Source organism: Bacillus sp. C28GYM-DRY-1 (assembly GCF_030519405.1).
GTDB classification, from domain to species: Bacteria; Bacillota; Bacilli; order Bacillales; family Bacillaceae; genus Bacillus; species Bacillus spizizenii_A.
In genome coordinates, this window is record NZ_JAUMKF010000032.1 from 1 (window position 1) to 24,926 (window position 24,926).

Annotated in this window: 22 protein-coding genes, 17 tRNA genes, 2 rRNA genes, 4 pseudogenes and 1 riboswitch; of the genes and pseudogenes, 40 read left to right on the forward strand and 5 right to left on the reverse strand. The window is 43.4% G+C overall.

The features are described 5' to 3' along the window. The 18 genes from Q3W56_RS19480 to Q3W56_RS19565 all read left to right on the forward strand — a co-directional run. A 23S ribosomal RNA gene (locus tag Q3W56_RS19480) occupies positions 1-129 on the forward strand; the annotation flags it as partial. Positions 130-241: 112 nt separating this feature from the next. Further along, positions 242-357, forward strand: a 5S ribosomal RNA gene (gene rrf, locus Q3W56_RS19485). Between the two features lie 9 nt (positions 358-366). Beyond that, positions 367-441 (forward strand) — tRNA-Asn (locus Q3W56_RS19490). 5 nt (positions 442-446) lie between these two features. Next, positions 447-538: transfer RNA gene (locus Q3W56_RS19495), tRNA-Ser, on the forward strand. A gap of 34 nt (positions 539-572) precedes the next feature. Continuing rightward, positions 573-644: transfer RNA gene (locus Q3W56_RS19500), tRNA-Glu, on the forward strand. A 9-nt stretch (positions 645-653) separates the two neighbouring features. After that, positions 654-729, forward strand: a tRNA-Val gene (locus Q3W56_RS19505). Between the two features lie 7 nt (positions 730-736). Further along, positions 737-813, forward strand: a tRNA-Met gene (locus tag Q3W56_RS19510). Between the two features lie 61 nt (positions 814-874). Then, positions 875-951: transfer RNA gene (locus tag Q3W56_RS19515), tRNA-Asp, on the forward strand. Between the two features lie 12 nt (positions 952-963). Further along, positions 964-1,039: transfer RNA gene (locus Q3W56_RS19520), tRNA-Phe, on the forward strand. A gap of 5 nt (positions 1,040-1,044) precedes the next feature. Further along, positions 1,045-1,117: transfer RNA gene (locus Q3W56_RS19525), tRNA-Thr, on the forward strand. A gap of 21 nt (positions 1,118-1,138) precedes the next feature. Further along, positions 1,139-1,223: transfer RNA gene (locus tag Q3W56_RS19530), tRNA-Tyr, on the forward strand. A gap of 5 nt (positions 1,224-1,228) precedes the next feature. Then, positions 1,229-1,302 (forward strand) — tRNA-Trp (locus Q3W56_RS19535). A 24-nt stretch (positions 1,303-1,326) separates the two neighbouring features. Next, positions 1,327-1,402, forward strand: a tRNA-His gene (locus Q3W56_RS19540). A gap of 9 nt (positions 1,403-1,411) precedes the next feature. Next, positions 1,412-1,483: transfer RNA gene (locus Q3W56_RS19545), tRNA-Gln, on the forward strand. 49 nt (positions 1,484-1,532) lie between these two features. Further along, positions 1,533-1,607, forward strand: a tRNA-Gly gene (locus tag Q3W56_RS19550). Positions 1,608-1,612: 5 nt separating this feature from the next. Continuing rightward, a tRNA-Cys gene (locus tag Q3W56_RS19555) sits at positions 1,613-1,683 on the forward strand. Positions 1,684-1,690: 7 nt separating this feature from the next. After that, positions 1,691-1,779 (forward strand) — tRNA-Leu (locus tag Q3W56_RS19560). Positions 1,780-2,057: 278 nt separating this feature from the next. Next, positions 2,058-2,139: transfer RNA gene (locus Q3W56_RS19565), tRNA-Leu, on the forward strand. An 84-nt stretch (positions 2,140-2,223) separates the two neighbouring features. Here Q3W56_RS19565 and Q3W56_RS19570 read toward each other — a convergent pair. After that, positions 2,224-3,000: a sporulation protein gene (locus Q3W56_RS19570; RefSeq protein ID WP_302896571.1), complete on the reverse strand. Its 777-nt coding sequence runs from the start codon at positions 2,998-3,000 to the stop codon at positions 2,224-2,226. A 144-nt stretch (positions 3,001-3,144) separates the two neighbouring features. On the opposite strand from Q3W56_RS19570, the gene Q3W56_RS19575 reads away from it, so the two are divergent. The 4 genes and pseudogenes from Q3W56_RS19575 to Q3W56_RS19590 form a co-directional block, all read left to right on the forward strand. Beyond that, the gene (locus Q3W56_RS19575; protein WP_003224005.1) at positions 3,145-3,342 is read left to right on the forward strand and encodes a hypothetical protein; all 198 of its coding nucleotides are present in this window, start codon (positions 3,145-3,147) and stop codon (positions 3,340-3,342) included. Between the two features lie 379 nt (positions 3,343-3,721). After that, complete coding sequence (locus tag Q3W56_RS19580; protein WP_302896572.1) at positions 3,722-4,414, forward strand: Type 1 glutamine amidotransferase-like domain-containing protein; 693 nt, start codon at positions 3,722-3,724, stop codon at positions 4,412-4,414. Between the two features lie 68 nt (positions 4,415-4,482). Continuing rightward, a riboswitch (TPP riboswitch) is annotated at positions 4,483-4,591 on the forward strand. 131 nt (positions 4,592-4,722) lie between these two features. After that, a complete protein-coding gene (gene thiC / locus Q3W56_RS19585; protein ID WP_302896573.1) occupies positions 4,723-6,495 on the forward strand; it encodes a phosphomethylpyrimidine synthase ThiC in 1,773 nt (590 codons plus the stop codon). Between the two features lie 119 nt (positions 6,496-6,614). Then, positions 6,615-6,778 (forward strand): annotated as a pseudogene (locus tag Q3W56_RS19590) (FbpB family small basic protein); the annotation flags it as partial. 50 nt (positions 6,779-6,828) lie between these two features. On the opposite strand, the gene katA reads toward Q3W56_RS19590, so the two are convergent. Continuing rightward, complete coding sequence (katA, locus tag Q3W56_RS19595; RefSeq protein WP_003239645.1) at positions 6,829-8,280, reverse strand: catalase KatA; 1,452 nt, start codon at positions 8,278-8,280, stop codon at positions 6,829-6,831. 449 nt (positions 8,281-8,729) lie between these two features. Between katA and Q3W56_RS19600 the strand changes: the two are divergent. Both Q3W56_RS19600 and rpsN read left to right on the forward strand, forming a co-directional pair. Continuing rightward, a pseudogene (locus Q3W56_RS19600) lies at positions 8,730-9,265 on the forward strand (hypothetical protein). A 112-nt stretch (positions 9,266-9,377) separates the two neighbouring features. Further along, entirely contained in the window at positions 9,378-9,647 is a 270-nt protein-coding gene (gene rpsN, locus Q3W56_RS19605) for a 30S ribosomal protein S14 (RefSeq protein WP_019713732.1), read from the forward strand. 17 nt (positions 9,648-9,664) lie between these two features. Here the strand turns inward: rpsN and Q3W56_RS19610 are convergent, their stop codons facing one another. Then, complete coding sequence (locus Q3W56_RS19610) at positions 9,665-10,138, reverse strand: hypothetical protein (RefSeq protein ID WP_302896574.1); 474 nt, start codon at positions 10,136-10,138, stop codon at positions 9,665-9,667. Then, positions 10,139-10,339, reverse strand: coding sequence for a helix-turn-helix transcriptional regulator (locus Q3W56_RS19615; protein WP_003224033.1), 201 nt, complete (start codon positions 10,337-10,339; stop codon positions 10,139-10,141). It lies immediately after the preceding gene. A gap of 193 nt (positions 10,340-10,532) precedes the next feature. Here Q3W56_RS19615 and Q3W56_RS19620 point away from each other — a divergent pair. Continuing rightward, a tRNA-Gly gene (locus Q3W56_RS19620) sits at positions 10,533-10,606 on the forward strand. Between the two features lie 89 nt (positions 10,607-10,695). On the opposite strand, the gene Q3W56_RS19625 is transcribed toward Q3W56_RS19620, so the two are convergent. Next, positions 10,696-11,319, reverse strand: a complete 624-nt coding sequence (locus Q3W56_RS19625; protein ID WP_302896575.1) for a B3/B4 domain-containing protein — start codon at positions 11,317-11,319, stop codon at positions 10,696-10,698. A gap of 82 nt (positions 11,320-11,401) precedes the next feature. Here Q3W56_RS19625 and queG point away from each other — a divergent pair, with 82 nt between their 5' ends. The 15 genes and pseudogenes from queG to Q3W56_RS19700 all read left to right on the forward strand — a co-directional run bounded on the left by queG (position 11,402) and on the right by Q3W56_RS19700 (position 24,925). Beyond that, complete coding sequence (gene queG, locus Q3W56_RS19630; RefSeq protein WP_302896576.1) at positions 11,402-12,562, forward strand: tRNA epoxyqueuosine(34) reductase QueG; 1,161 nt, start codon at positions 11,402-11,404, stop codon at positions 12,560-12,562. A 67-nt stretch (positions 12,563-12,629) separates the two neighbouring features. Beyond that, the gene (locus tag Q3W56_RS19635; RefSeq protein ID WP_302896577.1) at positions 12,630-13,559 is read left to right on the forward strand and encodes an amidase domain-containing protein; all 930 of its coding nucleotides are present in this window, start codon (positions 12,630-12,632) and stop codon (positions 13,557-13,559) included. A 37-nt stretch (positions 13,560-13,596) separates the two neighbouring features. Then, positions 13,597-14,079, forward strand: a complete 483-nt coding sequence (trmL, locus tag Q3W56_RS19640; RefSeq protein WP_080010258.1) for a tRNA (uridine(34)/cytosine(34)/5-carboxymethylaminomethyluridine(34)-2'-O)-methyltransferase TrmL — start codon at positions 13,597-13,599, stop codon at positions 14,077-14,079. 125 nt (positions 14,080-14,204) lie between these two features. Next, on the forward strand, positions 14,205-14,846 hold the full coding sequence (locus Q3W56_RS19645) for a YhbD family protein (RefSeq protein WP_302896578.1): 642 nt from the start codon (positions 14,205-14,207) through the stop codon (positions 14,844-14,846). Then, positions 14,837-15,550, forward strand: a complete 714-nt coding sequence (locus Q3W56_RS19650) for a bactofilin family protein (protein WP_302896579.1) — start codon at positions 14,837-14,839, stop codon at positions 15,548-15,550. The genes Q3W56_RS19645 and Q3W56_RS19650 overlap by 10 nt, the downstream gene beginning before the upstream one ends. 11 nt (positions 15,551-15,561) lie before the next feature. Then, positions 15,562-16,096: pseudogene (locus Q3W56_RS21225) on the forward strand (hypothetical protein); the annotation flags it as partial. Positions 16,097-16,469: 373 nt separating this feature from the next. After that, on the forward strand, positions 16,470-18,365 hold the full coding sequence (prkA, locus tag Q3W56_RS19660; protein ID WP_003224051.1) for a serine/threonine protein kinase PrkA: 1,896 nt from the start codon (positions 16,470-16,472) through the stop codon (positions 18,363-18,365). A gap of 179 nt (positions 18,366-18,544) precedes the next feature. Further along, a complete protein-coding gene (gene yhbH, locus Q3W56_RS19665; protein WP_302896581.1) occupies positions 18,545-19,723 on the forward strand; it encodes a sporulation protein YhbH in 1,179 nt (392 codons plus the stop codon). Positions 19,724-19,882: 159 nt separating this feature from the next. Continuing rightward, positions 19,883-20,347 (forward strand): MarR family transcriptional regulator, encoded by a 465-nt coding sequence (locus Q3W56_RS19670; protein WP_302896582.1) that lies wholly within the window; start codon positions 19,883-19,885, stop codon positions 20,345-20,347. Between the two features lie 35 nt (positions 20,348-20,382). Next, a pseudogene (locus Q3W56_RS19675) lies at positions 20,383-21,049 on the forward strand (HlyD family secretion protein). 40 nt (positions 21,050-21,089) lie between these two features. Continuing rightward, positions 21,090-22,688, forward strand: a complete 1,599-nt coding sequence (locus tag Q3W56_RS19680) for an MFS transporter (RefSeq protein ID WP_302896583.1) — start codon at positions 21,090-21,092, stop codon at positions 22,686-22,688. A 22-nt stretch (positions 22,689-22,710) separates the two neighbouring features. After that, positions 22,711-23,241, forward strand: a complete 531-nt coding sequence (locus Q3W56_RS19685; RefSeq protein ID WP_003224063.1) for an NAD(P)H-dependent oxidoreductase — start codon at positions 22,711-22,713, stop codon at positions 23,239-23,241. 12 nt (positions 23,242-23,253) lie between these two features. After that, positions 23,254-23,628, forward strand: a complete 375-nt coding sequence (locus Q3W56_RS19690) for a hypothetical protein (RefSeq protein ID WP_268399794.1) — start codon at positions 23,254-23,256, stop codon at positions 23,626-23,628. A 167-nt stretch (positions 23,629-23,795) separates the two neighbouring features. Then, positions 23,796-24,557: a hypothetical protein gene (locus Q3W56_RS19695; protein ID WP_302896584.1), complete on the forward strand. Its 762-nt coding sequence runs from the start codon at positions 23,796-23,798 to the stop codon at positions 24,555-24,557. Between the two features lie 2 nt (positions 24,558-24,559). Continuing rightward, entirely contained in the window at positions 24,560-24,925 is a 366-nt protein-coding gene (locus tag Q3W56_RS19700; RefSeq protein WP_268399798.1) for a GntR family transcriptional regulator, read from the forward strand. Position 24,926 lies beyond the last annotated feature (1 nt).

The window sequence follows — 24,926 nt, forward strand, 5'->3', positions numbered from 1 at the left end:
CCTCAAGATGAGATTTCCCATTCCGCAAGGAAGTAAGATCCCTGAAAGATGATCAGGTTGATAGGTCTGAGGTGGAAGTGTGGCGACACATGGAGCTGACAGATACTAATCGATCGAGGACTTAACCTACATTTTGAATGATGTCACACCTGTTATCTAGTTTTGAGAGAATAAGTTTTTTCAAAAAAACACTTGATTTTCTCAAGAATACATAGTATAATGTTAAATGTCACTGAAATTGTCTGGTGATGATGGCGAAGAGGTCACACCCGTTCCCATGCCGAACACGGAAGTTAAGCTCTTCAGCGCCGATGGTAGTCGGGGGTTTCCCCCTGTGAGAGTAGGACATCGCCAGGCAGACTTCATTCCGCAGTAGCTCAGTGGTAGAGCTATCGGCTGTTAACCGATCGGTCGTAGGTTCGAATCCTACCTGCGGAGCCATTATTGGAGAGCTGTCCGAGTGGTCGAAGGAGCACGATTGGAAATCGTGTAGGCGGTCAACTCCGTCTCAAGGGTTCGAATCCCTTGCTCTCCGCCACTGATACTTATACATAATCACATTTGAAAGTCTGGGCCCGTTGGTCAAGCGGTTAAGACACCGCCCTTTCACGGCGGTAACACGGGTTCGAATCCCGTACGGGTCATTATATGATGGAGGATTAGCTCAGCTGGGAGAGCATCTGCCTTACAAGCAGAGGGTCGGCGGTTCGAGCCCGTCATCCTCCACCATTATCATCGCGGGGTGGAGCAGTTCGGTAGCTCGTCGGGCTCATAACCCGAAGGTCGCAGGTTCAAATCCTGCCCCCGCAACCAAATATATAAATGATATAAGAAGTGCCCGAAAGGTGCAGATAAAATCATTTAATACAAATATGGTCCGGTAGTTCAGTTGGTTAGAATGCCTGCCTGTCACGCAGGAGGTCGCGGGTTCGAGTCCCGTCCGGACCGCCATTTAAATAATAAGGCTCGGTAGCTCAGTTGGTAGAGCAACGGACTGAAAATCCGTGTGTCGGCGGTTCGATTCCGTCCCGAGCCACCACCTATGCCGGTGTAGCTCAATTGGTAGAGCAACTGACTTGTAATCAGTAGGTTGGGGGTTCAAGTCCTCTTGCCGGCACTGTTTTTCAAAACTTAATGTGGAGGGGTAGCGAAGTGGCTAAACGCGGCGGACTGTAAATCCGCTCCCTCAGGGTTCGGCAGTTCGAATCTGCCCCCCTCCACCATTTATAGGGGCATAGTTTAACGGTAGAACAGAGGTCTCCAAAACCTCCGGTGTGGGTTCGATTCCTACTGCCCCTGCCAAATTTATAACATCTTGAGATTATGGCGGTTGTGGCGAAGTGGTTAACGCACCAGATTGTGGCTCTGGCACTCGTGGGTTCGATTCCCATCAATCGCCCCATATTATCATTGGGCTATAGCCAAGCGGTAAGGCAACGGACTTTGACTCCGTCATGCGTTGGTTCGAATCCAGCTAGCCCAGTCTCACTTTTTATAATAAATTGCATATGATGTATTAAGTCCCTTTAAATGCGGAAGTAGTTCAGTGGTAGAACACCACCTTGCCAAGGTGGGGGTCGCGGGTTCGAATCCCGTCTTCCGCTCCAATTACGGCGGCATAGCCAAGTGGTAAGGCAGAGGTCTGCAAAACCTTTATCCCCGGTTCGAATCCGGGTGTCGCCTTTCTTTTGCCGGGGTGGTGGAATTGGCAGACACACAGGACTTAAAATCCTGCGGTAGGTGACTACCGTGCCGGTTCAAGTCCGGCCCTCGGCACCAATTTTACTTACATGGTAAGTTCAATTGGTGTTTGTGTTTTATCAATTTAACGAATCATATAAATGATCTACCTGTGTAGATCATTTTTTTATTACTTTGATTTATGCAGCTAAGTTATGTTTAACACGTGATCATAAAGCTGCTTGAGTCATTAGGTTTAGTTAAGTCTCTTAATAATTTTTATTTTATATTTCCATAAAAACTTTTTTAAAATACGTTGACACTTTATAAGATCCATGATATATTTATATTCGTCGGTTAGATACGACGTAAAACTTGCCGGTGTGGCGGAATTGGCAGACGCGCACGACTCAAAATCGTGTTCCTTCTGGAGTGTCGGTTCGACCCCGACCACCGGTATACTGAAAACCCGTTTCTTATACAGAAACGGGTTTTTTTATTAAAGAAAAGGAGCCTTCATTAATTGTGGCTCCTTTTTATCATTCACTCAGCGTATTGGTCTATGATCTCTTCTAGTACCTCTTTAAGCCCTTCTGCATCTTCAAGCTCTGATTGGCTGAAGCGGACACGTACGAGCTGTTCTCCGTCATTATACATCTCTTCAAACCATCCTCGCAGGCCTCTTGCCCTGCGGTCGACCTCGAAAATCATATCTAAACCGTCATCGTCTAAAAGGAAAATAAGCTCTAGTTCATTAAGCATCTGACGATAGTAGCCTGATGTCGGAACGAACTCAAATTCTTGAACGAACGGTAGGCGGCGTTGGAAGTAAGGTGCTTGTTCGCAATCTGCTTCGTTAAGACGGAAGCCTAGGTTTTCGATGGCTTCTAGCACACTTTCAACCCAAGGATGCGCTTCAACGAAAATGCGGTCATGGTCGGACTTATCAATACCGCCTTCGATATCAAGGTCTGTTACCACGGCGACCTCTACTTTCCCAACAGTGATCGGCGTATCAAGAGGCAGAGTGAATGAGAACGGGAATTGATGCTCTTCTCCAGGCTGAATCGTAAATGAACCAGTGACCCGGAAAGAATGAATTGTAGTGTATTTCCGATGCTCTTCATCGTCTTTTACAATGACGTACCGTGTATTAAGCTGTAAATCAATATAGCGGATGTCCTGAGCAATTTTTCCGCCTTTGACATGGACAGTTCCCCGTATTTCTTCTCCTGGATAATATGCGTCTTTCTCTAAAATTGTATCTACTTTTGCAGCACCAATACCGGCACTTGCCGCAAGCTTTTTAAAAAATGACATGTTAGATCTTCCCCTTTTTCTTTATCTCAACAGATATACGTAAAAAGGAGGAAAAAAGATTCGTTTGATTCATACTTTTTTCCTATGATTTGTCAGGCCTAGGGACAGACTAAGAATAATACTGAAAGCAAAGGAGCGGATGAAATGGACAAAGAGAGTATGGTTGCTGATGAATTGCACAGAATGTTTTTGGCTGGTGAGCTGCAAATCACGGTAGAAGAGGATATAAACAATATTTCCGAAAGGCTAAGAAACGGAGATCTCAGTTTAGACCGATTAAGCGGTGAAGACGCGTTTATAAAAGAAACAGTAAACGAGGCTTTAAGAAGAGTGGAGCAATAAAGGAGAAGAGACGGTCTTTCATAAACGAGAGACCGTCTTTTTTTATGACCTTTTTACAGTTCTCTACAGGATATAAGCGAGTCGATTTGAAATGGTTTATCTAGGATCAAGCCTTTTCCAACAGGAGTTCTGACAGTTCTCCATACAGATAAACAGCTGCATCTAATTGATCATGCAATGTCTTCGGAGGTGAGAGTTCGAGGTTGCCGTTATCGCGGCGGTATACTTGTTAATGTATTTTGTTGTTAAGAAATTAAGAGCAGTTGAAGGTACGTCTATGGCGTTAATTGGATCAAAGACATTGTTCAAGGGCCTTTATTTTCTTGCTTCTATACAAAATGCTATAATGAATAACAAATTTTTGACGGGGAGTGGGAGTATGAAGCAGATTATTGCAATGGGCGGCGGGGGTTTTTCGATGGAGCCGGAAAATTTGTCCCTCGATCAATATATCATCAATCAATCAGACCGGAAGTCGCCTCGCGTTTGTTTTTTGCCGACGGCGAGTGGTGATTCCCAAAACTATGTTCAGCGGTTTTATGATGCATTTCAAACACTGGATTGTGTGCCGTCTCATTTATCCTTATTTAAGCCACCGACAACAGATTTACTTTCTTTTGTTATGGAACAGGATGTAATGTATGTTGGCGGGGGAAATACGAGGAATATGCTTGTGCTGTGGAAGGAGTGGGGGCTGGATCTTATTCTCAGGGAGGCATGGATGAACGGTGTGATTCTAGCGGGATTAAGTGCCGGTGCGATCTGCTGGTTTGAAGAAGGGGTGACAGATTCAGCCGGACCGCTAACTAGTATGAAAAGTTTAGGTTTGTTGCAAGGAAGTTTTTGCCCTCATTATGACGGTGAAAAGGACCGAAGGCCGATATACCACCAGCTGATATCTAATGAATTCCTGAGTGATGGCTATGCTGCGGATGATGGAGCGGCTCTCCATTTCATAAATGATCAGCTGTTTCAGACAGTTAGTTCAAGACCGGGTGCAAAGGCATATCGGGTGATGGTGGCTGAACATGAAATAGCTGAAATCCCGCTGCCTGTCAAATATTTAGGGTGAATTGGCTGAATATTATCTAAATTCCTCTTTTTTTTTGATTGATTTCATGTTAAGATGAGTCAGAAATCAATAGTTACTGGGGGTGCCCGCTTTTCGGGCTGAGAGAGAAGGTAAACTTCTTAACCCTTTGGACCTGATCTGGTTCGTACCAGCGTGGGGAAGTAGAGGAATTGTTTTTATTATTGTCGTGTGGGCAATAGTATGTTTCTTTCTGACTGTAACCGGGTTCATTCATTTGAATCCGGTTTTTTGTGCTGGTTATGGGCTTGATTTTGTCCTTTCAAACGAAGAGAGGGGAAGGATAAGTAATGCAAAACAATTCAGTGCAGCAAGCCAACATTTCCATTATGTCGAGTTTTTCGGGGAGTAAAAAAGTATACGTGGAGGGTTCTTCCTCGGACATCCAAGTGCCGATGAGGGAAATCGCCTTAAGTCCGACGACAGGTTCGTTCGGTGAAGAGGAGAACGCGCCTGTACGTGTCTATGATACAAGCGGACCGTATACGGACCCTAATGTGACCATTAATATTCAAGAAGGACTAAAGCCGCTCCGCCAAAAATGGATCACAGGGCGCGGCGATGTTGAAGAATATGAAGGACGGGCTGTCAAACCAGAAGATAACGGTTATAAAAAAGCAAAACCAAATGTAAGCTACCCAGGACTAAAGCGGAAACCGCTGCGGGCGAAAGCGGGCCAAAATGTCACTCAAATGCACTATGCCAAAAAAGGAATCATTACACCTGAGATGGAGTTTATCGCAATCCGCGAGCATGTGTCTCCCGAATTTGTCAAAAATGAGGTAGCAAGCGGCCGGGCGATCATTCCTTCAAATATTAATCACCCTGAGAGTGAACCGATGATTATCGGCCGGAATTTTCATGTGAAGATTAATGCGAATATCGGAAATTCAGCGGTTACGTCATCCATTGAAGAAGAAGTGGAAAAAATGACGTGGGCCATCCGCTGGGGAGCGGATACGATGATGGATCTTTCTACCGGAAAAGACATTCATACGACGCGAGAATGGATTATTCGCAATTGCCCTGTGCCTGTGGGAACTGTTCCGATTTATCAGGCGCTTGAAAAAGTAAACGGCGTAGCGGAGGATTTAACGTGGGAGATTTACCGTGATACGCTGATTGAGCAGGCAGAGCAGGGAGTGGATTATTTTACGATTCATGCTGGTGTTTTGCTGCGGTATGTCCCGCTAACCGCAAAACGGACAACTGGAATCGTGTCACGCGGGGGAGCGATTATGGCGCAGTGGTGTCTGGCTCATCATCAGGAAAGCTTTTTGTATACTCATTTTGAAGAAATCTGCGAAATCATGAAAACGTATGATATTGCTTTTTCTCTTGGGGATGGTCTGCGTCCCGGATCAATCGCTGATGCCAATGACGAAGCGCAGTTTGCTGAATTAGAGACGCTTGGAGAGCTGACGCAAATTGCCTGGAAGCATGATGTTCAGGTAATGATTGAGGGACCGGGGCATGTGCCGATGCACAAAATCAAAGAGAACGTCGATAAACAAATGGACATTTGCAAAGAAGCGCCTTTTTACACATTGGGGCCTCTGACGACAGATATTGCACCGGGCTATGACCATATTACTTCAGCAATTGGAGCGGCGATGATCGGCTGGTATGGGACAGCAATGCTTTGTTATGTAACGCCGAAGGAGCATTTGGGGTTGCCAAATCGTGATGATGTTCGTGAAGGAGTCATTACATATAAAATTGCTGCGCACGCGGCAGACCTTGCAAAAGGGCATCCCGGAGCGCAAATACGGGATGATGCGTTATCGAAAGCCCGCTTTGAATTCCGCTGGCGAGACCAGTTTAATCTATCTCTTGATCCGGAAAGAGCACTTGAATATCATGATGAAACCCTGCCGGCTGAAGGAGCAAAAACCGCTCACTTTTGTTCAATGTGCGGGCCGAAGTTTTGCAGTATGAGAATTTCTCAGGATATTCGTGATTATGCGAAGGATAAAGAGCTTAGTGAATGGGATGCCATTCAAGAAGGAATGAAAGAAAAAGCTGAAGAATTTGTGAATCAAGGCAGCAAGCTGTATAAATAAAATTGACAGGCAAATTGGAATACGTTTTAAGTTTAAATATAGCTAATATATTTACAGTATTTGCTGATCGTGAAGCCAAAGGCTCTTATGTTTTAGATAAGGGCCTTTTTTGTATGTAAAAGGAGGGGAGAAAACGACTCAGGACGCGAAATACATATGGGAATCAAATTTTGCTGCTTGAACTTCTGAGTGAAAAAACAAAAGAGAGATTATGAACTGCGCGGAGCCTATGGAGGAATTTTATATAAAGGTTGATAAGAAGCATACGGCAGTACGTAACTAACTATTAACTATAAAAAAACCCGCTATTTGCAGCGGGTTTTTTCATTTCTATTAAGCATCTTTTTTAATCGGCAATCCAAGGCCTTCTGCCACGCGTTTTCCGTATTCAGGATCCGCTTTGTAGAAATGCTCGATTTGGCGAAGTTTGATTTCTTCTTTTTCTACCGGCTTCATGGCGTTAACGATATTTTCAACAAGGCGGGCGCGCTCATCTTCGCTCATTAAACGATAGAGGTCACCGGCTTGTGTGTAGTGATCGTTGTGATCGTAGCTCACGCTGTCAGCGATTCCTTGTACTGGATATGCTGCTTGTTTATCCTCAGGTGACTCTTTCGGACCGCCGAAGCTGTTAGGCTCGTAATAAACAGATCCGCCGCCGTTATTGTCAAAACGCATTTGTCCGTCACGCTGATAATTGTTCACTTCGTTGCGTGCGCGGTTGATTGGCAGCGCTTGATGGTTTGCACCGACACGGTAGCGGTGTGCATCATGATAAGCAAACAGCCGGCCTTGAAGCATTTTATCCGGAGAAACATCAATACCAGGCACGAGTGTTCCAGGTGAGAATGTCGCTTGTTCTACTTCTGCAAAGTAGTTTTCCGGATTTCTATCTAGAACCATTCGTCCAACTTCGATTAACGGATAGTCTTTTTGAGACCAAACTTTTGTGACATCAAACGGATCGAAGCGATACGTATTTGCATCTTCTAAAGGCATGATTTGCACATATAGTTTCCATGCAGGGAAATCACCGTTTTCGATCGCGTTGAAAAGATCTTCAGTATGGTAATCAGGGTTTTCACCGGCAATTTTTGCAGCTGTATTGACATCAAGGTTTTTTACGCCTTGTTCTGTTTTAAAGTGATATTTGATCCATACGCCTTCGCCTTCGGCATTTGTCCATTTGAATGTATGGCTTCCGAAGCCGTGCATGTGGCGAAGTGTCGCAGGAATTCCGCGGTCTGACATTAGAATTGTCACTTGGTGCAGTGATTCTGGTGAAAGTGACCAGAAATCCCATACAGCCGTAGGGTTTTTCAAGTGAGTTTTTGGATCTCTTTTTTGTGTATGGATAAAATCAGGGAACTTGATCGCATCGCGGATGAAAAAGACTGGTGTATTGTTACCGACGATGTCGTAGTTTCCTTCTTCAGTATAGAATTTAACAGCAAATCCGCGCGGGTCGCGGACGGTGTCAGCCGAGCCAAGTTCACCAGCAACTGTTGAAAAACGGATGAACAACGGTGTTCGTTTGCCGACTTCAGAAAGGAAAGCGGCTTTCGTGTATTTTGTAACATCGTTTGTCACTTCAAAATATCCGTGTGCACCCGCACCTTTGGCGTGAACGACACGTTCAGGAACACGTTCTCTATTGAAATGGGCCAATTTTTCGAGTAAATGTACATCTTGGATTAAAGTTGGTCCGCGAGAACCGGCAGTCATTGAATTTTGATTATCTCCAACCGGAGCGCCCCAGCTAGTTGTCAGTTTATTTGAACTCATGTCATCACCTCTTGAAATTTATAAGAACATAATATCATCTCTAAGTAAAAAGTCAATATTATTTTATAATTATTATAAAATAGTTATCTTTATTAAGCGATATATAGTATTGAAAATGTTGATAAACCCTTGTCATAACGGATTTTGAAAAGAATAAAAAAATTTTGCGGGAATGATTTTCTCTACTCTATTTGCGAAACAAGCAGAGTAAGTGATAAACAAGTTGACAACGTCCGGCTATCCTCTCTTAGAAAGGCGTATTATGTTGCAGAACTTGGTTTTTGGTTTTGCCATTTGAAAATGAGCGGACGAGAAAGTTTTAGAATAAAAGGGGAAAAGGCGCAGCTGGTTTAAGTAAAACACAGCCTCTGAGCATGGTATGATAGGTAAAGAAGGGAGCTGTTTTTCTGAAAACATTAGTAAGCGCAACAATCATTTGCCTGATCGCTATGCTGACAGCATGCGAAGATAAAAACAAATGGAAATCAAAGAGGCGGATATGTCAGACCTCGAAAAAAACAGGATCGATGTTGCAGCCTCACAAACATTCACTGCCGAGGTTGCAAATATCAGCGATAGCATTTCTGGAGCTGAAATGTATATAGAGCATTATTAAAACGGAAAGCTTGTTGAAACCGTTGGACAGGTAAGTACAGATTACTCGGAGGAAAAACCTGATTTATTACAATTTGTGTACTTTGAGAATGAGGAGGGGGAAGGAAAGAATAAGCTGAGCACCGTTCATTATGGAATTGTTGATAAACAGGGGAATATTGCGGCTGGTACGTCATTTCGGCGTGATGGTAGCGCTACACATGAAATGACTCAGAATATTTCGTCGGCAGAGCCGATTTCTTTTGAAAAACCTGTATTAATCGGCAGCAGTATAAGAGATATCAAGAAAAACATGAAAACCTCTGAACATAAAAAAGATATAATCAAACATCAAGATGCCTTGCTATATTATGTAAAATTGCAAGATTAAAAATGGACGGCACTGGCCTTCTGTTTTTCAAAACAGTGTGCTTGCTTTTTTGAATCGTGCATGATACATTTTAAATCGTAATAATTTCGATTTGAAAAGGAGGCTATGTGTCTTGGCTAAAAAATCAAAAGTGGCAAAAGAGTTAAAACGCCAACGGCTTGTTGAACAATACGGTGATATTAGACGCGAGTTGAAAGAAAAAGGAGATTACGAGGCACTCAGCAAGCTGCCGAGAGATTCAGCACCGGGAAGACTCCACAATCGCTGCATGGTAACGGGTCGCCCGAGAGGATATATGAGGAAGTTTAAACTGTCCAGAATCGCTTTCAGGGAGCTGGCTCATAAAGGCCAGATTCCCGGTGTGAAAAAAGCGAGCTGGTAAGAAGAAACTCCGGCCGATTACAGAGCGCCGGAGTTTTTTTCGTTTTTCTTGAAAGAGATGACATAGGATAGGTGCTGGATGATCATGATGATAAACACAATAATAATAGGGAAAAACGGAATACGCGATTGAAAAAGCGGATAAAAAATGAGAAGAACCGCTGCGACAGGAAGCGAGAAGTAGACGGCGATATATGACGCGCGGCATGCTTTTGCCGTCATCATTCTCTCTCTTTCATCCTGCTCTTCAAATTCATCTGGCAGAAGAAGCTTTTTTGCAGCAGGGCGGCCTTTCTTCTGTAAGTACAAATAAACCGCTGACGCCGCAACAAACAGAATAAAGGGAGTGAGGTTTAATTCAAACATCATCTCGCCGCTCTTTGTGCGGATAAAAGATGCAATGCCTTCTGATGCTTCAAAGTATGCAATTAGCGTCCAGCATGCAAGGCCAAATAAAACAAGTTGAAAAGCTGCTTTTGTTTTCATGCTCATCTAGTTTTCCTCCTCTAACCAAAAGACATCCTCCATTTTCATGGAGAAGGCCTTGCAGATTTTCAGTGCTAACAACAGTGAGGGAACATAATCGCCTTTTTCAATAGCTGCCACAGTCTGTCTTGTAACGCCAATCGTTTCTCCGAGTTTTTCCTGAGAATAGCCGAAGCGCGCCCTCAGCTCTTTTACTTTATTTTTCATCATGACGTCTGTCCCCTTCGCATGCTCGATTGATTATATTGTATAGTATACTTAACATTATGTAAATGTGACTTAACAAATTTACAAATATAAAACTTTTTTTCGACAAAATTTTTATATTCCCTTGACGAAAAATTAATAAACGTGTAATATTAGACAAGTCAGGACGGTACTGTTACTGACAAACACAAATGCGGGTGTAGTTTAGTGGTAAAACCTCAGCCTTCCAAGCTGATGTCGTGAGTTCGATTCTCATCACCCGCTCCATACATACGTTATTAACGCAGTGTTTCGTTTCTTAGATAAACGAAGTATTGCGTTTTTTTATGTAAAAAAGAACACGTCAATCGTGTTCTTTACGTAAGCCAATGTACTGTATGGGCACCGCCGTGAATTTGTTCAAACATTTTCGTTAATGATGATAAGAGTCTAACAGCACTGCTTTTTTCAATGGATGGCGGGAAAAAAATGATTTGCAGCATGCTCTTGGTCTTGTCTGAAACGGGATAGCGATTGACACTGTTTTTTAAATCGCCAAATATGCCGTTTTTATCAGAGAAAAGCAGTATGTTTTCTTTTTCTCCCAATGAGATTCGGACTGGCTCATGTAGCTTGCCGGCATCATAAATCATAATGGGCAGAGAATATTTTAAGGCGAAAAAATCGTTGGTGTCATGGGCTGAATCCTTACTTTCCATGAATTGTTCTCTGGATATTGGGATCAGCATGTCCTCCATTGGGGTTGTTTCTCCCTCAAATGTAGGGTTAAGCTGTTTAAAGAGTTCCTGCCATTCCTTGACGAAGGGCTCATCAGATATTCCGCCGTCCGCATAATCGAAAAACAGGGATTCTTGAAATAGGCGAAGCCTGCCTTTCAGCATTTGCGGAGAGTAGCTGACATCAATATTCTCATAAATCACAGCAGCCGCATGTAAGCCGGCCGCGCGCTCAGTAATAACAGAATCAAGTTTGATATTCACTAGCATTCACTCCAGTTACGTGATATCAACCTATTATATACGCTGTATCGTTTTATCACAAAGAAAGGAGGCTGTGCAAAACATGAACGTTCATCAGCTCAAAGAAGAATTAATTGAATACGCGAAAAGCATTGGCGTGGACAAGATTGGTTTTACGACCGCTGATACATTTGACAGTTTAAAAGACCGTTTGATTCTTCAAGAATCACTCGGCTATCTCTCCGGCTTTGAAGAGCCTGATATCGAGAAAAGGGTGACGCCGAAGCTGCTTTTACCGAAAGCGAAATCAATTGTGGCGATCGCTCTCGCATATCCTTCCAGAATGAAGGATGCGCCGAGAAGCACGAGAACTGAGCGCAGAGGCATTTTTTGCAGAGCCTCCTGGGGCAAAGACTATCACGATGTGCTGAGGGAAAAGCTCGATCTGCTGGAGGAATTTCTGAGAAGCAAGCATGAGGATATCAGAACAAAGTCAATGGTCGATACTGGCGAATTGTCTGACCGGGCCGTTGCAGAGCGGGCAGGCATCGGATTCAGCGCGAAAAATTGTATGATCACAACGCCTGAGTATGGCTCTTATGTGTATCTTGCAGAAATGATTACGAATATACCTTTTGAGCCTGATGTGCCAATTGAAGATATGTGCGGGTCCTGCACAAAATGTCTGGACGCCTGTCCGACGGGAGCCCTTGTAAATCCGGGACAGCTGAATGCGCAGCGCTGTATCTCTTTTTTGACCCAGACGAAAGGATTTTTGCCTGATGAATTCCGGACAAAGATTGGAAACCGCCTGTATGGGTGCGACACGTGTCAAACGGTGTGTCCTCTCAATAAGGGGAAGGATTTTCACCTCCATCCGGAAATGGAGCCTGACCCTGAGATAGCCAAACCATTATTGAAGCCGCTATTGACCATCAGCAACCGTGAATTTAAGGAGAAATTCGGACATGTCTCAGGTTCTTGGCGCGGGAAGAAACCGATTCAGCGAAACGCCATTCTAGCCCTTGCCCATTTTAAGGATGCTTCCGCACTGCCTGAATTGACGGAACTGATGCATAAAGATCCGCGTCCTGTTATCAGAGGAACAGCTGCATGGGCGATCGGTAAAATCGGTGATCATGGATATGCAGAAGAGCTTGCAAAAGCGCTTGAAAAAGAGAAGGATGAAGAGGCAAAGCTGGAAATTGAAAAAGGAATTGAGTTGCTAAAAGCTTCAGGCATGACTAAACAAGGCCTGTCCTGACATACGTATAGAACAGAAGGAAAAAACACTTGAGATGTATCCAAGTGTTTTTTCTCTATAAAAAAGTATGGCGGGTGGGGTGAGCTTGAAGCACATTTTAGAACAATTAGCGGAGGAGCGGCTGAGCTATTTGGTTAACGGGCATGCTATGAGACAAGAGTCTGAAGTCGGAGACCTTGAAGTCTTGGAGCGAAAGAAGAAGCTTCTGGAAAAACGTAAAGTTGACATCATAAAAGCGAAAGCAAAGGCCATCATCGATCATATGCGGGTAGAGGATGACGGAACGACCTGCCTTACGTATACCATCCATTACGAATACGTGTGTAAGGCGCAGGATGACAGCTTGTATATGGAAGAGCACATAGAGGAGCGGGTGGCTTTCCTTTATGATCATATTTTGATTAGTGATCAAGACATTGCGAAAAAGCCGGCTGGATTTCATGAAGGGACCAGTATTATTGACTATACTCAAGAGGAAAGGGAAGCGTTTGGTAGGGCCTTTCAATACGATCGTCTCGGCGCTGTGCAATATGCCGAGAAATTTTGGAACAAGCGCAACCCGGCATATAAAAATTTCAGCGATAACTGCACGAATTTTATTTCACAGTGCCTTCAAGCAGGAGGCGCGCCGATGCGCGGCCATCCGAATAGAGGATCAGGCTGGTGGATGAAACAAAGCTCATGGAGCTACAGCTGGACGGTGGCTCATTCTATGAAAATGTATTTGTCGAATTCAAAGGCCGGTCTTCGTGCGGTGCGGATGAAATCTGCGGAAGAGCTGATGCCGGGCGATGTGATTTGCTATGACTTTGAAGGAGACGGCCGATTTAATCATACAACGATTGTCGTGGCGAAGGACAAAGGCAATATGCCGCTTGTCAATGCCCAGTCCTATGACAGCCGGATGAGGTATTGGTCATACGAGGATTCTACAGCATATACGCCGTCGATACGATATGCCTTTTTTCACATCGTTGATGATACGACAAAAGACTAATTAATGATATAATGATGAGCGGATAAGAAAAACAGAGGTGAACATTGTGGCAATACATGTTGTTTTATATCAACCAGAAATTCCCGCCAATACAGGGAATATTGCACGTACTTGTGCAGCAACCAATACAACGCTCCACCTGATTCGTCCGCTCGGCTTTTCAACGGATGATAAAATGCTGAAGCGTGCCGGACTCGATTATTGGGAGTTTGTTAACGTTGTGTATCATGATTCGTTAGAAGAATTGTTTGAGGAATATCAAAAAGGCCAGTTTTTCTTTATCACGAAATTCGGTCAGCAGCCTCATACATCGTTTGATTACACTGATCTTGACGAGGATTATTTCTTCGTATTCGGAAGAGAAACAAGCGGTTTGCCAAAGGATTTAATTCAAAATAACATGGAACGCTGCCTGCGTCTTCCGATGACAGAGCACGTTAGATCGTTAAATCTGTCCAACACTGCGGCGATTCTCGTTTATGAAGCGCTGCGTCAGCAAAATTACCGTGATTTAACATAGTGAGAAAATCCGCTCATTGATGATGGGCGGATTTTTTTGTGCTGTGGGAAATGCTTTGTTTTGTTTTTGGGCTTAAAAACATAACAGTGTTATGTTACAATGAACCCACCAAAGGAGCTGGACTTATGGAAGAACAATTAATCTCTAAAAAAGAATTGCTTGAAAAAACATCAATTTCATATGGTCAGCTGTATCGGTGGAAGCGGAAAAACTTAATTCCTGAGGAATGGTTTATACGCAAATCCACATTTACAGGACAAGAAACGTTTTTTCCGAGAGAGGATATTTTAAACCGCATTTCAATGATTCAAAAGATGAAGGAAAATTTGTCACTGGATGAAATGAGGGAAATGCTGTCACCGAAAATGAAGGATGTCAGCATGACTGCTGATGAATTGATTCATAGAGGATTGATTTCAAGAACTGCACTTGATGTTTTTTCAAATGGCGGAGGAGATTCGGTTTTTTCTTCCCGAGATCTGCTATCGCTGTATGTGCTTGAAGGACTCCTGCAGTCCGGCAATGTCAGTCTGGCAGAAGCAAAAATGGCTGCAGAGGTGTTAAAGCAGCATGATACTGAAGAGATCAAGAAACAGACGGAGCTGATTGTGCTGCGGAAGCTCGGTGTCACAACTTGTTTTATAGCGGCTGCAGCGGACAGCATTCTGTTTGAATCGTCCGTCAAGGTTGTGGAACGGGTAGATTTAGTAAAAGCGTCAGAGGAGTTAAAAACAACATATATACAGGAGGGCCATCAATGGATGTAATGGAAAAGCTGGTGATAAACGGATCAGGAAGTTCAAAGGGAGGAACATTTCAATCAGTTGAAATCAACGGCAGCGGAACAGTGGCCGGGGATGTGGAGTGTGACACTTTTTCTTTTAATGGAACCGGAACAGCTGACGGTAGCGTCAAAGCGAAAGCGGTAACCATCAGCGGTTCAGGAAAGATACATGGAGACGTTGAAGCAAAATTTATTCGAATTAACGGAACAGGTATCATTGAAGGAGAGGTATCTGCAAAACAATTAAAGATTGCTGGATCAACAACAATTGGCGGCACAGTCAAGGCTGATAACATTGTCATTAGCGGAAAAGCAGTCATGGAAGCGGATTGTGAAACGGAAACCTTTCAATCGGAAGGGAAATGCAAAGTCAGCGGGCTTTTAAACGTTGACCAGGTGTTCATTAAGCTTTCTGCCGGGGAAAGTTATGTACGTGAGATCGGATGCCGCCACCTTCAAGTGACAGGCAGGAAAGGGATGCTGACATTGCTTAGACTGCTGCCGCAGCCTGTTTTAACGGCTGAACTGATCGAAGGTGACGAAATTGATCTGACAAATACAAAAGCGAAAACCGTGCGCGGAAATAAAGTGAAGATCGGGCCGAATTGCCAGATCGAAGCCGTGGAATACAGCGGGGTCTATACTTGTGATCCGAGCGCATCGGTAGAAACATGCACGAGGATGTGAGGAGGATCGTAATGGAGGCAACAAAGCTGGGACATTTAAAATTTATGGCGCCGGACACGCTGCAGGCGGTGGATACCACCATGCCAGCATCAAAGGTGAAGGTGTAATCAGTGAAGTGCTGTCTGCCGCGGGCTGCCAGAGGTCTTTTTCTCGGGGAAGCAGAGAATGAGCGGCTGTGTGTATTCGCATAATGAAAATCAGCGGCTTCCTTCAATTTGATCGATTCAATTTATAAAGCCTGACTGATATTTGCGGGAATATGACTGAGAAAGGGAAGCTTAGCGTTAAAGGTGATGGTGAAATGTAAATGTTCAGGCTGCATTAATGTATCACGGTTTATTAAATGCCGGTGATATCAAGCTTGGATTGAGCCATGATAAAAGCCTGCGGGAAATCGGCGGAACAACCATTATAGTGAAAAGACGCGCGAGCTTTTTTAACCGACCGGTAGAAAGTGAAACTGATTGCCGGCGCCATAGAAGGATATCAAGGTTTATGTGGAGAATAGCGAGGGCGGCAGTTGTCAGGGGAAAAGAAGTGATCATCAATTAAAGATTAAAGAAAAACCATAAAACATTGTTCTGTTATACAAAAAAGGGTGCTCTTACGAGGAGCACCCTTTTTTATTCTTTTCCCGGCTTGCTTTCGTACCCTGCAGTAAAAATTGATACTAAAAAAGTGACAATGACACCCATCATGATGATTGTTTTCACCGTCTCTCCCCCTCTTCAATTTTTCCGTGCTGTCAGAGTCTGGATGATTCTGTATTTTCTTCATTATGAACGGTTGCGGTCTGCCTTGTCAACGCTGTATAAGTATCTTATTTTAAGAAACCAAAGCATGTATCACGAGGTGGCAGCATAGATTTTATAAAGTACCTTATTTGCATAGCGCATCAAACATGATGGAGGAGGTCCTTATGGATATATTAAAGAAAATTGAACAGTACAGAGAGGAAGAGCAGCGGCTGAAATGGGAAGGAACATTCGCCGATTATTTGGAGATTATTAAAGAAAATCCAATGGTCGCGCAATCTGCTCATTCTCGTGTTTTTAATATGATAAAAGACAGCGGGATAGAGGAGATTGACGGACGTAAGAAGTACAGCTTTTTTGACCGCGAACTGTTCGGGCTTGAGGAATCTTTAGAGCGTCTTGTGGAAGAGTATTTTCATCCGGCCGCGAAACGTCTTGATGTCAGAAAACGGATTCTATTGCTGATGGGACCTGTGAGCGGCGGTAAATCCACGCTGGTCACGATGCTAAAAAAAGGTCTCGAAGCATACACATTGACGGATAATGGCGCTGTATATGCGATTAAAGGCTGCCCGATGCACGAAGACCCTCTACATTTAATTCCCCATCATTTGCGTGATGACTTTTACAGAGAATACGGCATTAGAATAGAAGGAAGTCTTTCTCCTTTAAATGTCATGAGGCTGGAGGAAGAGTACGGAGGAAGAATTGAGGATGTGAAGGTTGAGCGCATTTTCTTTTCAGAAGATAAACGTACGGGAATTGGAACATTCAGTCCGTCTGATCCGAAATCTCAGGATATTGCTGATTTGACGGGAAGTATTGATTTCTCAACCATTGCTGAGTACGGTTCAGAATCAGATCCGCGCGCATACCGGTTTGACGGAGAGCTGAATAAAGCGAATCGCGGGATGATGGAGTTTCAGGAGATGCTGAAATGTGATGAGAAATTTCTCTGGCATTTGCTTTCATTGACACAGGAAGGGAATTTTAAAGCCGGGCGATTTGCGTTAATTTCTGCTGATGAGCTGATCGTGGCTCACACGAATGAAACGGAGTATCGCTCATTTATTTCTAATAAGAAAAATGAAGCCCTGCACTCGAGAATCATTGTGATGCCGGTGCCTTATAACTTAAAAGTGTCTGAGGAAGAGAGAATTTATGAAAAAATGATCGCGGAGAGCGATGTGTCGGATGTTCATATTGCTCCGCATACGTTGAAGGTTGCTGCGATGTTCTCGATTCTTACCCGATTAAAAGAACCGAAGCGGTCGGATATTGATCTGGTCAAGAAAATGAGACTGTATGATGGAGAAAGTGTGGAAGGGTATAATTCTGTCGACGTTGAGGATATGAAAAAAGAATATAACGACGAAGGAATGAGCGGCATTGATCCGCGGTACGTGATCAACCGGATTTCTTCAACAATTATCAGAAAAAATATGGAGTCGATCAATTCTCTTGATGTTCTTCGTTCCTTAAAAGAAGGTCTTGATCAGCACCCTTCGATTTCAAGCGAGGACAGGGAGCGGTATTTGAACTTTATTTCTGCCGCCCGCAAGGAATATGACGACATTGCGAAAAAGGAAGTTCAAAAAGCGTTTGTGTACTCATATGAAGAATCAGCTAAAACCCTTATGGACAATTACCTCGATAACGTAGAGGCCTATTGCAATAAAAACAAGCTTCGTGATCCTTTGACAGGAGAAGAAATGAACCCTGACGAAAAGCTTATGAGATCGATCGAAGAGCAGATCGGCATTTCGGAAAACGCAAAAAAAGCGTTCCGCGAAGAAATCTTAATCCGCATCTCGGCTTATGCGAGAAAGGGGAAGCGGTTTGATTACAATTCTCATGAGAGGCTGCGTGAAGCCATTCAGAAAAAGTTGTTTGCTGATCTAAAGGATGTTGTTAAAATTACGACATCAACAAAAACGCCGGATGAGCAGCAGCTGAAAAAGGTAAATGAAGTCGTGGCCCGTTTAATTGATGAGCACGGCTACAACTCGACGAGTGCTAATGAGCTGCTGAAATATGTCGGCAGCCTGCTGAACCGATAAGTACCTTGACCCGTCCGAATAGGGCGGGTTATTTTGTCCCATTTTCTAAATAGTTTGTCAATTAACCATGCTTTTGTGCATATGATGAATATAAATCTTATCGAAAGACTTGTTTCATAATCTGGCACAAGCCGGAATACGTATGTATCACGACCACAAATGGTTAAGGAGGGGAATTCATGTCCCAAAATGACAGCGGCCATTTTTTGATTTCTGAGGAAAACTGGTCCCTCCATCGCAAAGGCTTCGATGACCAGCAGCGCCACCAGAAAAAAGTGCAGGAAGCGATCAAAAACAATCTTCCGGACCTCGTGACTGAGGAAAGTATTATTATGTCTAATGGAAAAGATGTAGTGAAGATCCCAATCCGTTCATTGGATGAGTATAAAATCCGTTATAACTATGATAAAAATAAACACGTAGGGCAAGGAGAAGGCGACAGCCAGGTTGGAGATGTTGTGGCCCGGGACGGATCAGACAAAAAACAGGGGCCGGGTAAAGGACAGGGAGCCGGTGATCAGGCAGGCGAAGATTATTATGAAGCAGAAGTTTCATTAATAGATTTAGAAGAAGCGCTTTTTAAGGAATTAGAACTTCCGAATCTCCAGCAAAAAGAGCGGGACAATATCCTTCATACAGATATTGAATTTAATGATATCCGTAAAACTGGGTTAACAGGTAATATTGATAAGAAAAGAACAATGATGTCGGCTTTTAAACGAAACGCGATGTCAGGGAAGCCGTCGTTTTATCCGATTTACCCGGAGGACCTGAAGTATAAGACGTGGAATGACATAACGAAGCCCGAGTCAAAAGCCGTCGTCTTAGCAATGATGGATACAAGCGGCAGTATGGGGGTTTGGGAAAAATACATGGCCAGAAGTTTCTTTTTCTGGATGACCCGTTTTTTGCGGACAAAATATGAGACCGTTGAAATTGAATTTATTGCCCATCATACAGAAGCAAGAGTCGTGTCGGAGGAGGACTTCTTCTCAAAGGGGGAAAGCGGCGGCACGATCTGTTCTTCTGTATACCGGAAGTCGCTTGAGCTTATTGACGAAAAGTACAATCCCGCCAGCTACAACATTTACCCGTTTCATTTTTCTGACGGTGATAACCTGACATCGGATAACGCGCGTTGTGTGAAACTGGTTAATGATATTATGAAGAAGGCCAATCTATTCTGTTACGGCGAGGTCAATCAGTACAACAGGCATTCAACGTTAATGTCTGCATATAAAAATGTGAAAAACGAGAAATTTAAGTACTATATTTTAAAACAGAAATCCGATGTTTTTCAGGCGTTGAAGAACTTTTTCAGAAATGAAGAATCCGGTGTCAGCCATCAATTTTCGTAATGAAAAGCCCTTTTTAGGGCTTTTTTTTATTTAATAAAAGCAAGAAACCGTTTGAGAAAAAAATACAAGGAAAAAAGAAATTTTTCCTTTGACAAATCTTCTTTCATTTATTAATATTTTATCTTGTGAACTATTATTGAGGAATGAGGTGAAAAGGAGTTGACTGAATCAGAACGTGCTTTGCTCACTTTTGAACAGCTCTTTGATACGTCTCGGGCTATCTATAAAAAGCAGAAGAAGATATTGGAGATTGTACTTGAGCCTTTTGATATTACAGTCCTTCAATATTTACTGATGTTTAAAATTCATCAAAGCGGAAGCACGCCGCTCAGCAAGCTGGCCATGTCGCTTGATCTTAAGCCTGCTTCTGTTACGCGGATGACTGATATCCTATATAACCGGCAATTGATGAATCGGTATGACAGTCCGGGTGACCGCCGTATCGTAATGATTCAGTTAACCGAAGAGGGGGAAGAGCTTTTACAGAAAGCCGCTGTGCAATACGCAAAAATGGGCGCGAGCCTGTATCAGGAGCTTGACACGTCTCAGCTTCTATATTTGCGCAAGCTTGCAGGGAGCTTAGCGAAGCTCGCTGAAGGCTGTTCAGAAAAAAGCGGTAATTGAAAACTCCCCACATATTTTCACCATCTTTCCACAAAATGATAGAGGATGAAACGAAAGGAGAAAAACAAAATGAACAGAGGACGTTTAATTCTGACCAACATTATCGGTTTGATTGTTGTTCTTGCAATTATAGGCGGAGGTGCTTACTACTATTATCAAAGCACAAACTACGTAAAAACAGATGAAGCAAAAGTAGCCGGCGATATGGCAGCTATCTCAGCTCCAGCAGCAGGTAAAGTATCCGACTGGAATCTTGAAGAAGGAAAAACAGTGAAAAAAGGCGACACAGTTGCAAAAATCAAAGGTGAACAAACTGTTGATGTGAAATCCATTATGGATGGAACAATTGTGAAAAACGAAGTGAAAAACGGACAAACTGTACAAGCTGGTACTACAATTGCGCAAACCATTGATATGGACAACCTGTACATCACAGCAAATATTAAAGAAACAGATATTGCCGATATTGAAGTGGGTAATAGTGTAGATGTAGTCGTTGACGGAGATCCTGATACAACTTTTGACGGCACTGTAGAAGAAATTGGCTATGCGACTAACTCAACTTTTGATATGCTTCCATCTACGAATTCAAGCGGAAACTACACAAAAGTAACGCAAAAAGTTCCTGTTAAAATTTCAATCAAAAACCCATCTGATAAGGTGATTCCTGGTATGAATGCATCTGTTAAGATTTCTGAGTAAAACAGATCAGTCATCAAACCATGAAAGGAGGTTGTCTTAGATGGCTACAGGCAAAGACAAAAACACAAAAAACCCTATGACATTGCTTATTGTGCTAATGGCGGGTTTATTTTTGGCAATACTAAACCAAACATTGCTTAACGTCGCAATGCCGCACTTAATGACTGAATTTGGTGTAAGTGCAACGACGATTCAGTGGCTGACAACAGGTTACATGCTTGTTAACGGCGTATTGATTCCGTTATCTGCCTTCCTGATTACACGGTTTGGCCAACGGAGTCTCTTTCTCGTCGCTATGTTCTGTTTTACGCTTGGTACGTTAGTCTGCGGTATCGCACCTAACTTCTCTGTAATGCTAATCGGCCGTTTGATCCAAGCCGTCGGCGGAGGTATCTTGCAGCCGCTCGTTATGACAACCATTCTGTTAATCTTCCCGCCTGAAAGCAGGGGGAAAGGAATGGGGATTTTCGGACTTGCGATGATGTTTGCGCCAGCGGTCGGCCCGACTCTTTCTGGGTGGATTATTGAGCATTACACATGGCGCATCATGTTTTACGGACTTGTGCCGATCGGCGTAATTGTTATCATTGTGGCTTTCTTCATATTTAAGAATCTGGTGGAGCCGCAAAAAATCAAACTCGACACACTTGGAGCGATCCTCTCGATTGTCGGATTCGCATCCTTGTTATACGGAGTCAGTGAAGCGGGTTCTGACGGCTGGACCGACCCGATTGTACTGTCTACAGTTATAATCGGCGTCATTGCAATCGTTGCTTTTGTGGTTCAGCAATTGCGGCATGATGATCCGATGCTTGATTTCAGAGTGTTTAAATATGACATTTTCTCATTATCAAGTGTAATCAATATCATTATTACAGTGGCACTTTACACTGGTATGTTCCTGTTGCCGATCTATCTGCAAAACCTGGTCGGATTTACGGCGCTTCAATCCGGTCTGCTTCTGCTTCCGGGTGCGATCGTGATGCTGATTATGTCACCGATCTCAGGTATTTTGTTTGACAAATTCGGACCGAGACCGCTTGCGATTATTGGGCTTCTCGTGACAGTGGTGACAACATATCAATACACACAATTGACAATTGATACACCATATACGCACATCATGCTGATCTATGCTATTCGAGCATTTGGTATGTCTCTCTTAATGATGCCAGTCATGACAGCCGGGATGAACCAGCTTCCTGCCCGTCTGAACAGCCACGGAACGGCGATGAGCAACACGCTTCGCCAAATCAGCGGATCAATCGGAACAAGTTTAATTACGACGATTTATACGAACCGGACGACATTCCATTATTCACAAATTGCAGATAAAACAAACACGGCGGACCCGAACTTCCTCCATGCGTTTCAAAATGCAATTTCGAATTTAATGGTGAATATGAATGTACCTTATGAGACAGCGAAAACGTATATTTACACTCATATTTATAAACACGCGACACTCGATTCAAACGTCATGGGGATTAATGACGCCTTTATGTGGGCAACATTATTCTGCGTTGCAGGATTAATTTTAAGTATCTTCCTGCGTGACGTCAGAAAAGATAAATTGCGCAAGAAGAAAAAAGAGGAGCTTTCATTGCTTCCGGCACCAAAAGAAGTTAAGGAATCTTAAACTGTACAGGGAGGTTTCCTGAATGAAAATTTATGTAGTGTATGACAGTGAAGGCGAACATACGAAGGTATTGGCAGAAGCGATTGCTGAAGGCGCTCGGGAAAACGACGCGGCTGAAGTGTTCATCGACCACGTAGATCAGGCGGATATCCGCAAGCTTAAAGACATGGACGCGATTATTTGGGGATGCCCGGGGCATTTCGGAACAATCAGTGCAGGTCTAAAAACTTGGATCGACAGACTCGGCTACCTGTGGGCTGAAGGCGAACTGATCAACAAAGTCGGCGCAGTATTCTGCACAACGGCAACAACACACGGCGGCTTGGAAATGACAATGCACAACTTAATCACCCCAATGTTCCATCAAGGAATGATTGTTGTCGGTCTGCCTGGCAACGTGCCTGAAAACGCACTGTACGGCTCTTATTACGGAGCAGGCGTCACTTGTCCGGTTGACAGTGATGAGTTAATGTCTGAGGAAGGTATTCAGCTTGGACGCGCCTTAGGAAGACGCGTCAGCCAAGTCACAGGAAACCTAACAGCAGGACAGTAAGGAGAGGTTGAAATGGCCATTATTATAGCAATTATTGCTGCTGTCATTGTCATTGCGGCCCTTATTACATTTAATGTCCGCAATGCCTCACCTGGACCCGAGAAGCAAGAAGCAACTGATAGAATCGTCCCTCCAGAAGAGGAAAAAAACGATGCGCAATACCCTGCTGAAGCTAGGTCTGCCGAGCATACGCCATCCGTTGTCAAAAGCGATTCTCCAAAAGAGAAACGTGACACAATGGGGGATGATATTTACAGGCAGGCGCTGCAAAAGTTTAAGCATTCTGATGCAGATCAGGCAGAAGAAGAGGTCACTGAGGAAAGTGATAAAATGCAGGACCGCAGCTATCGTGATGCACTGCTCTCCATGAAAAATAAGAAAAAATAATCAAAAAGGCAAATCCGTATACACATGGCGGATTTGCCTTTTTTTGCTGTTTATATGTATCTATTATGTTTTTTTTATCAAATAAATCCATGGAATATGTTGTATTAGACTTAGATCTAGTGTACTATGTTACTCATACACTGAAGAGGCTTCCGGGAGGGAAAGACATGGATTCTTTTTTAGGTCTGTTAAAGAAAGATATAAAGCTTTCGAGAATATGGTTGCTAGTATGGATTTGCGGAATCATTTTCTGTTTGATGACAGGTCATATCATAGCTTCTCGCACGAAAGAACCACTTGTCATTTTTGGTTTCTTTGTTGCAGTTGCTGTTTTACTGCTGTTCTTAAACCCTGTTTTTGTGTTTTATCATCTTCACAAAGAGGGGAAATCGCAGCTTTGGCTGTATAATCCAAATGGCGGTTTCAGGCTGCTTTCTTCCAAATTGGCAGCATCTTTGCTCTATCAATTTATGATTCAATTGGCATTAACAGCCTATGGTATTTGGATTTATCACATGCTCTCGGTAAATTATCTGTTGGAGCATCGAGCTGATATAACAAGTACAGTGGTTTTGCTGAATATATACGGGCTTATTTCCTCGTTATATATGTCAGTAACAGTCATTGTATTCTGGACTGTTTATCACTCTGTAAGGAATTGGCGCGGAATGCGATGGGCTGCGATGGGGCTGCTGGCCACAGTGTGGTTCTTTCTCGATAAAACCCTCATAAGCCCATTATTAGGATCTCAAAAGCATTTCTGGCCGGTAACAGTCTATTGCAATTTTGAATTCCACTTCCAAAATGTTTGGAGATTGGAATTAAAACCTATACATATGTCTGTGCTAGGGTTTCCTATTGCTATAATCATTATGGTCTTGCTGCTCATCCTGGCTTCAAAACTGCTTGATCGTAAAGTAGAGGTGTGAATATGGATAATCATCTCCAATCCTCGAAACCGATTTATCTGCAAATCGCAGATCAGGTCTTTTATCGGCTGGTCAGGAAGGAGCTGCTCCCAGGAGACAAGCTTCCTTCTGTGAGAGAAATGGCGATTCAAACCAAGGTAAATCCCAATACGATTCAAAGGACATACAGTGAGATGGAAAGGCTGGGTATTGTGGAGACACGAAGGGGGCAAGGCACATATATTGCGGAGAAAGCAGAAATTGTAGATGAGCTGAAGGACAGGCTGACACGGGAAGTGCTGGAAGGCTTTGTGAAGCAAATGACAGAGCTGGGGCTATCGAAAGAGGAAATGGTAGAAAGGATTAAAACATTCACTGAGGGGAGCTAAA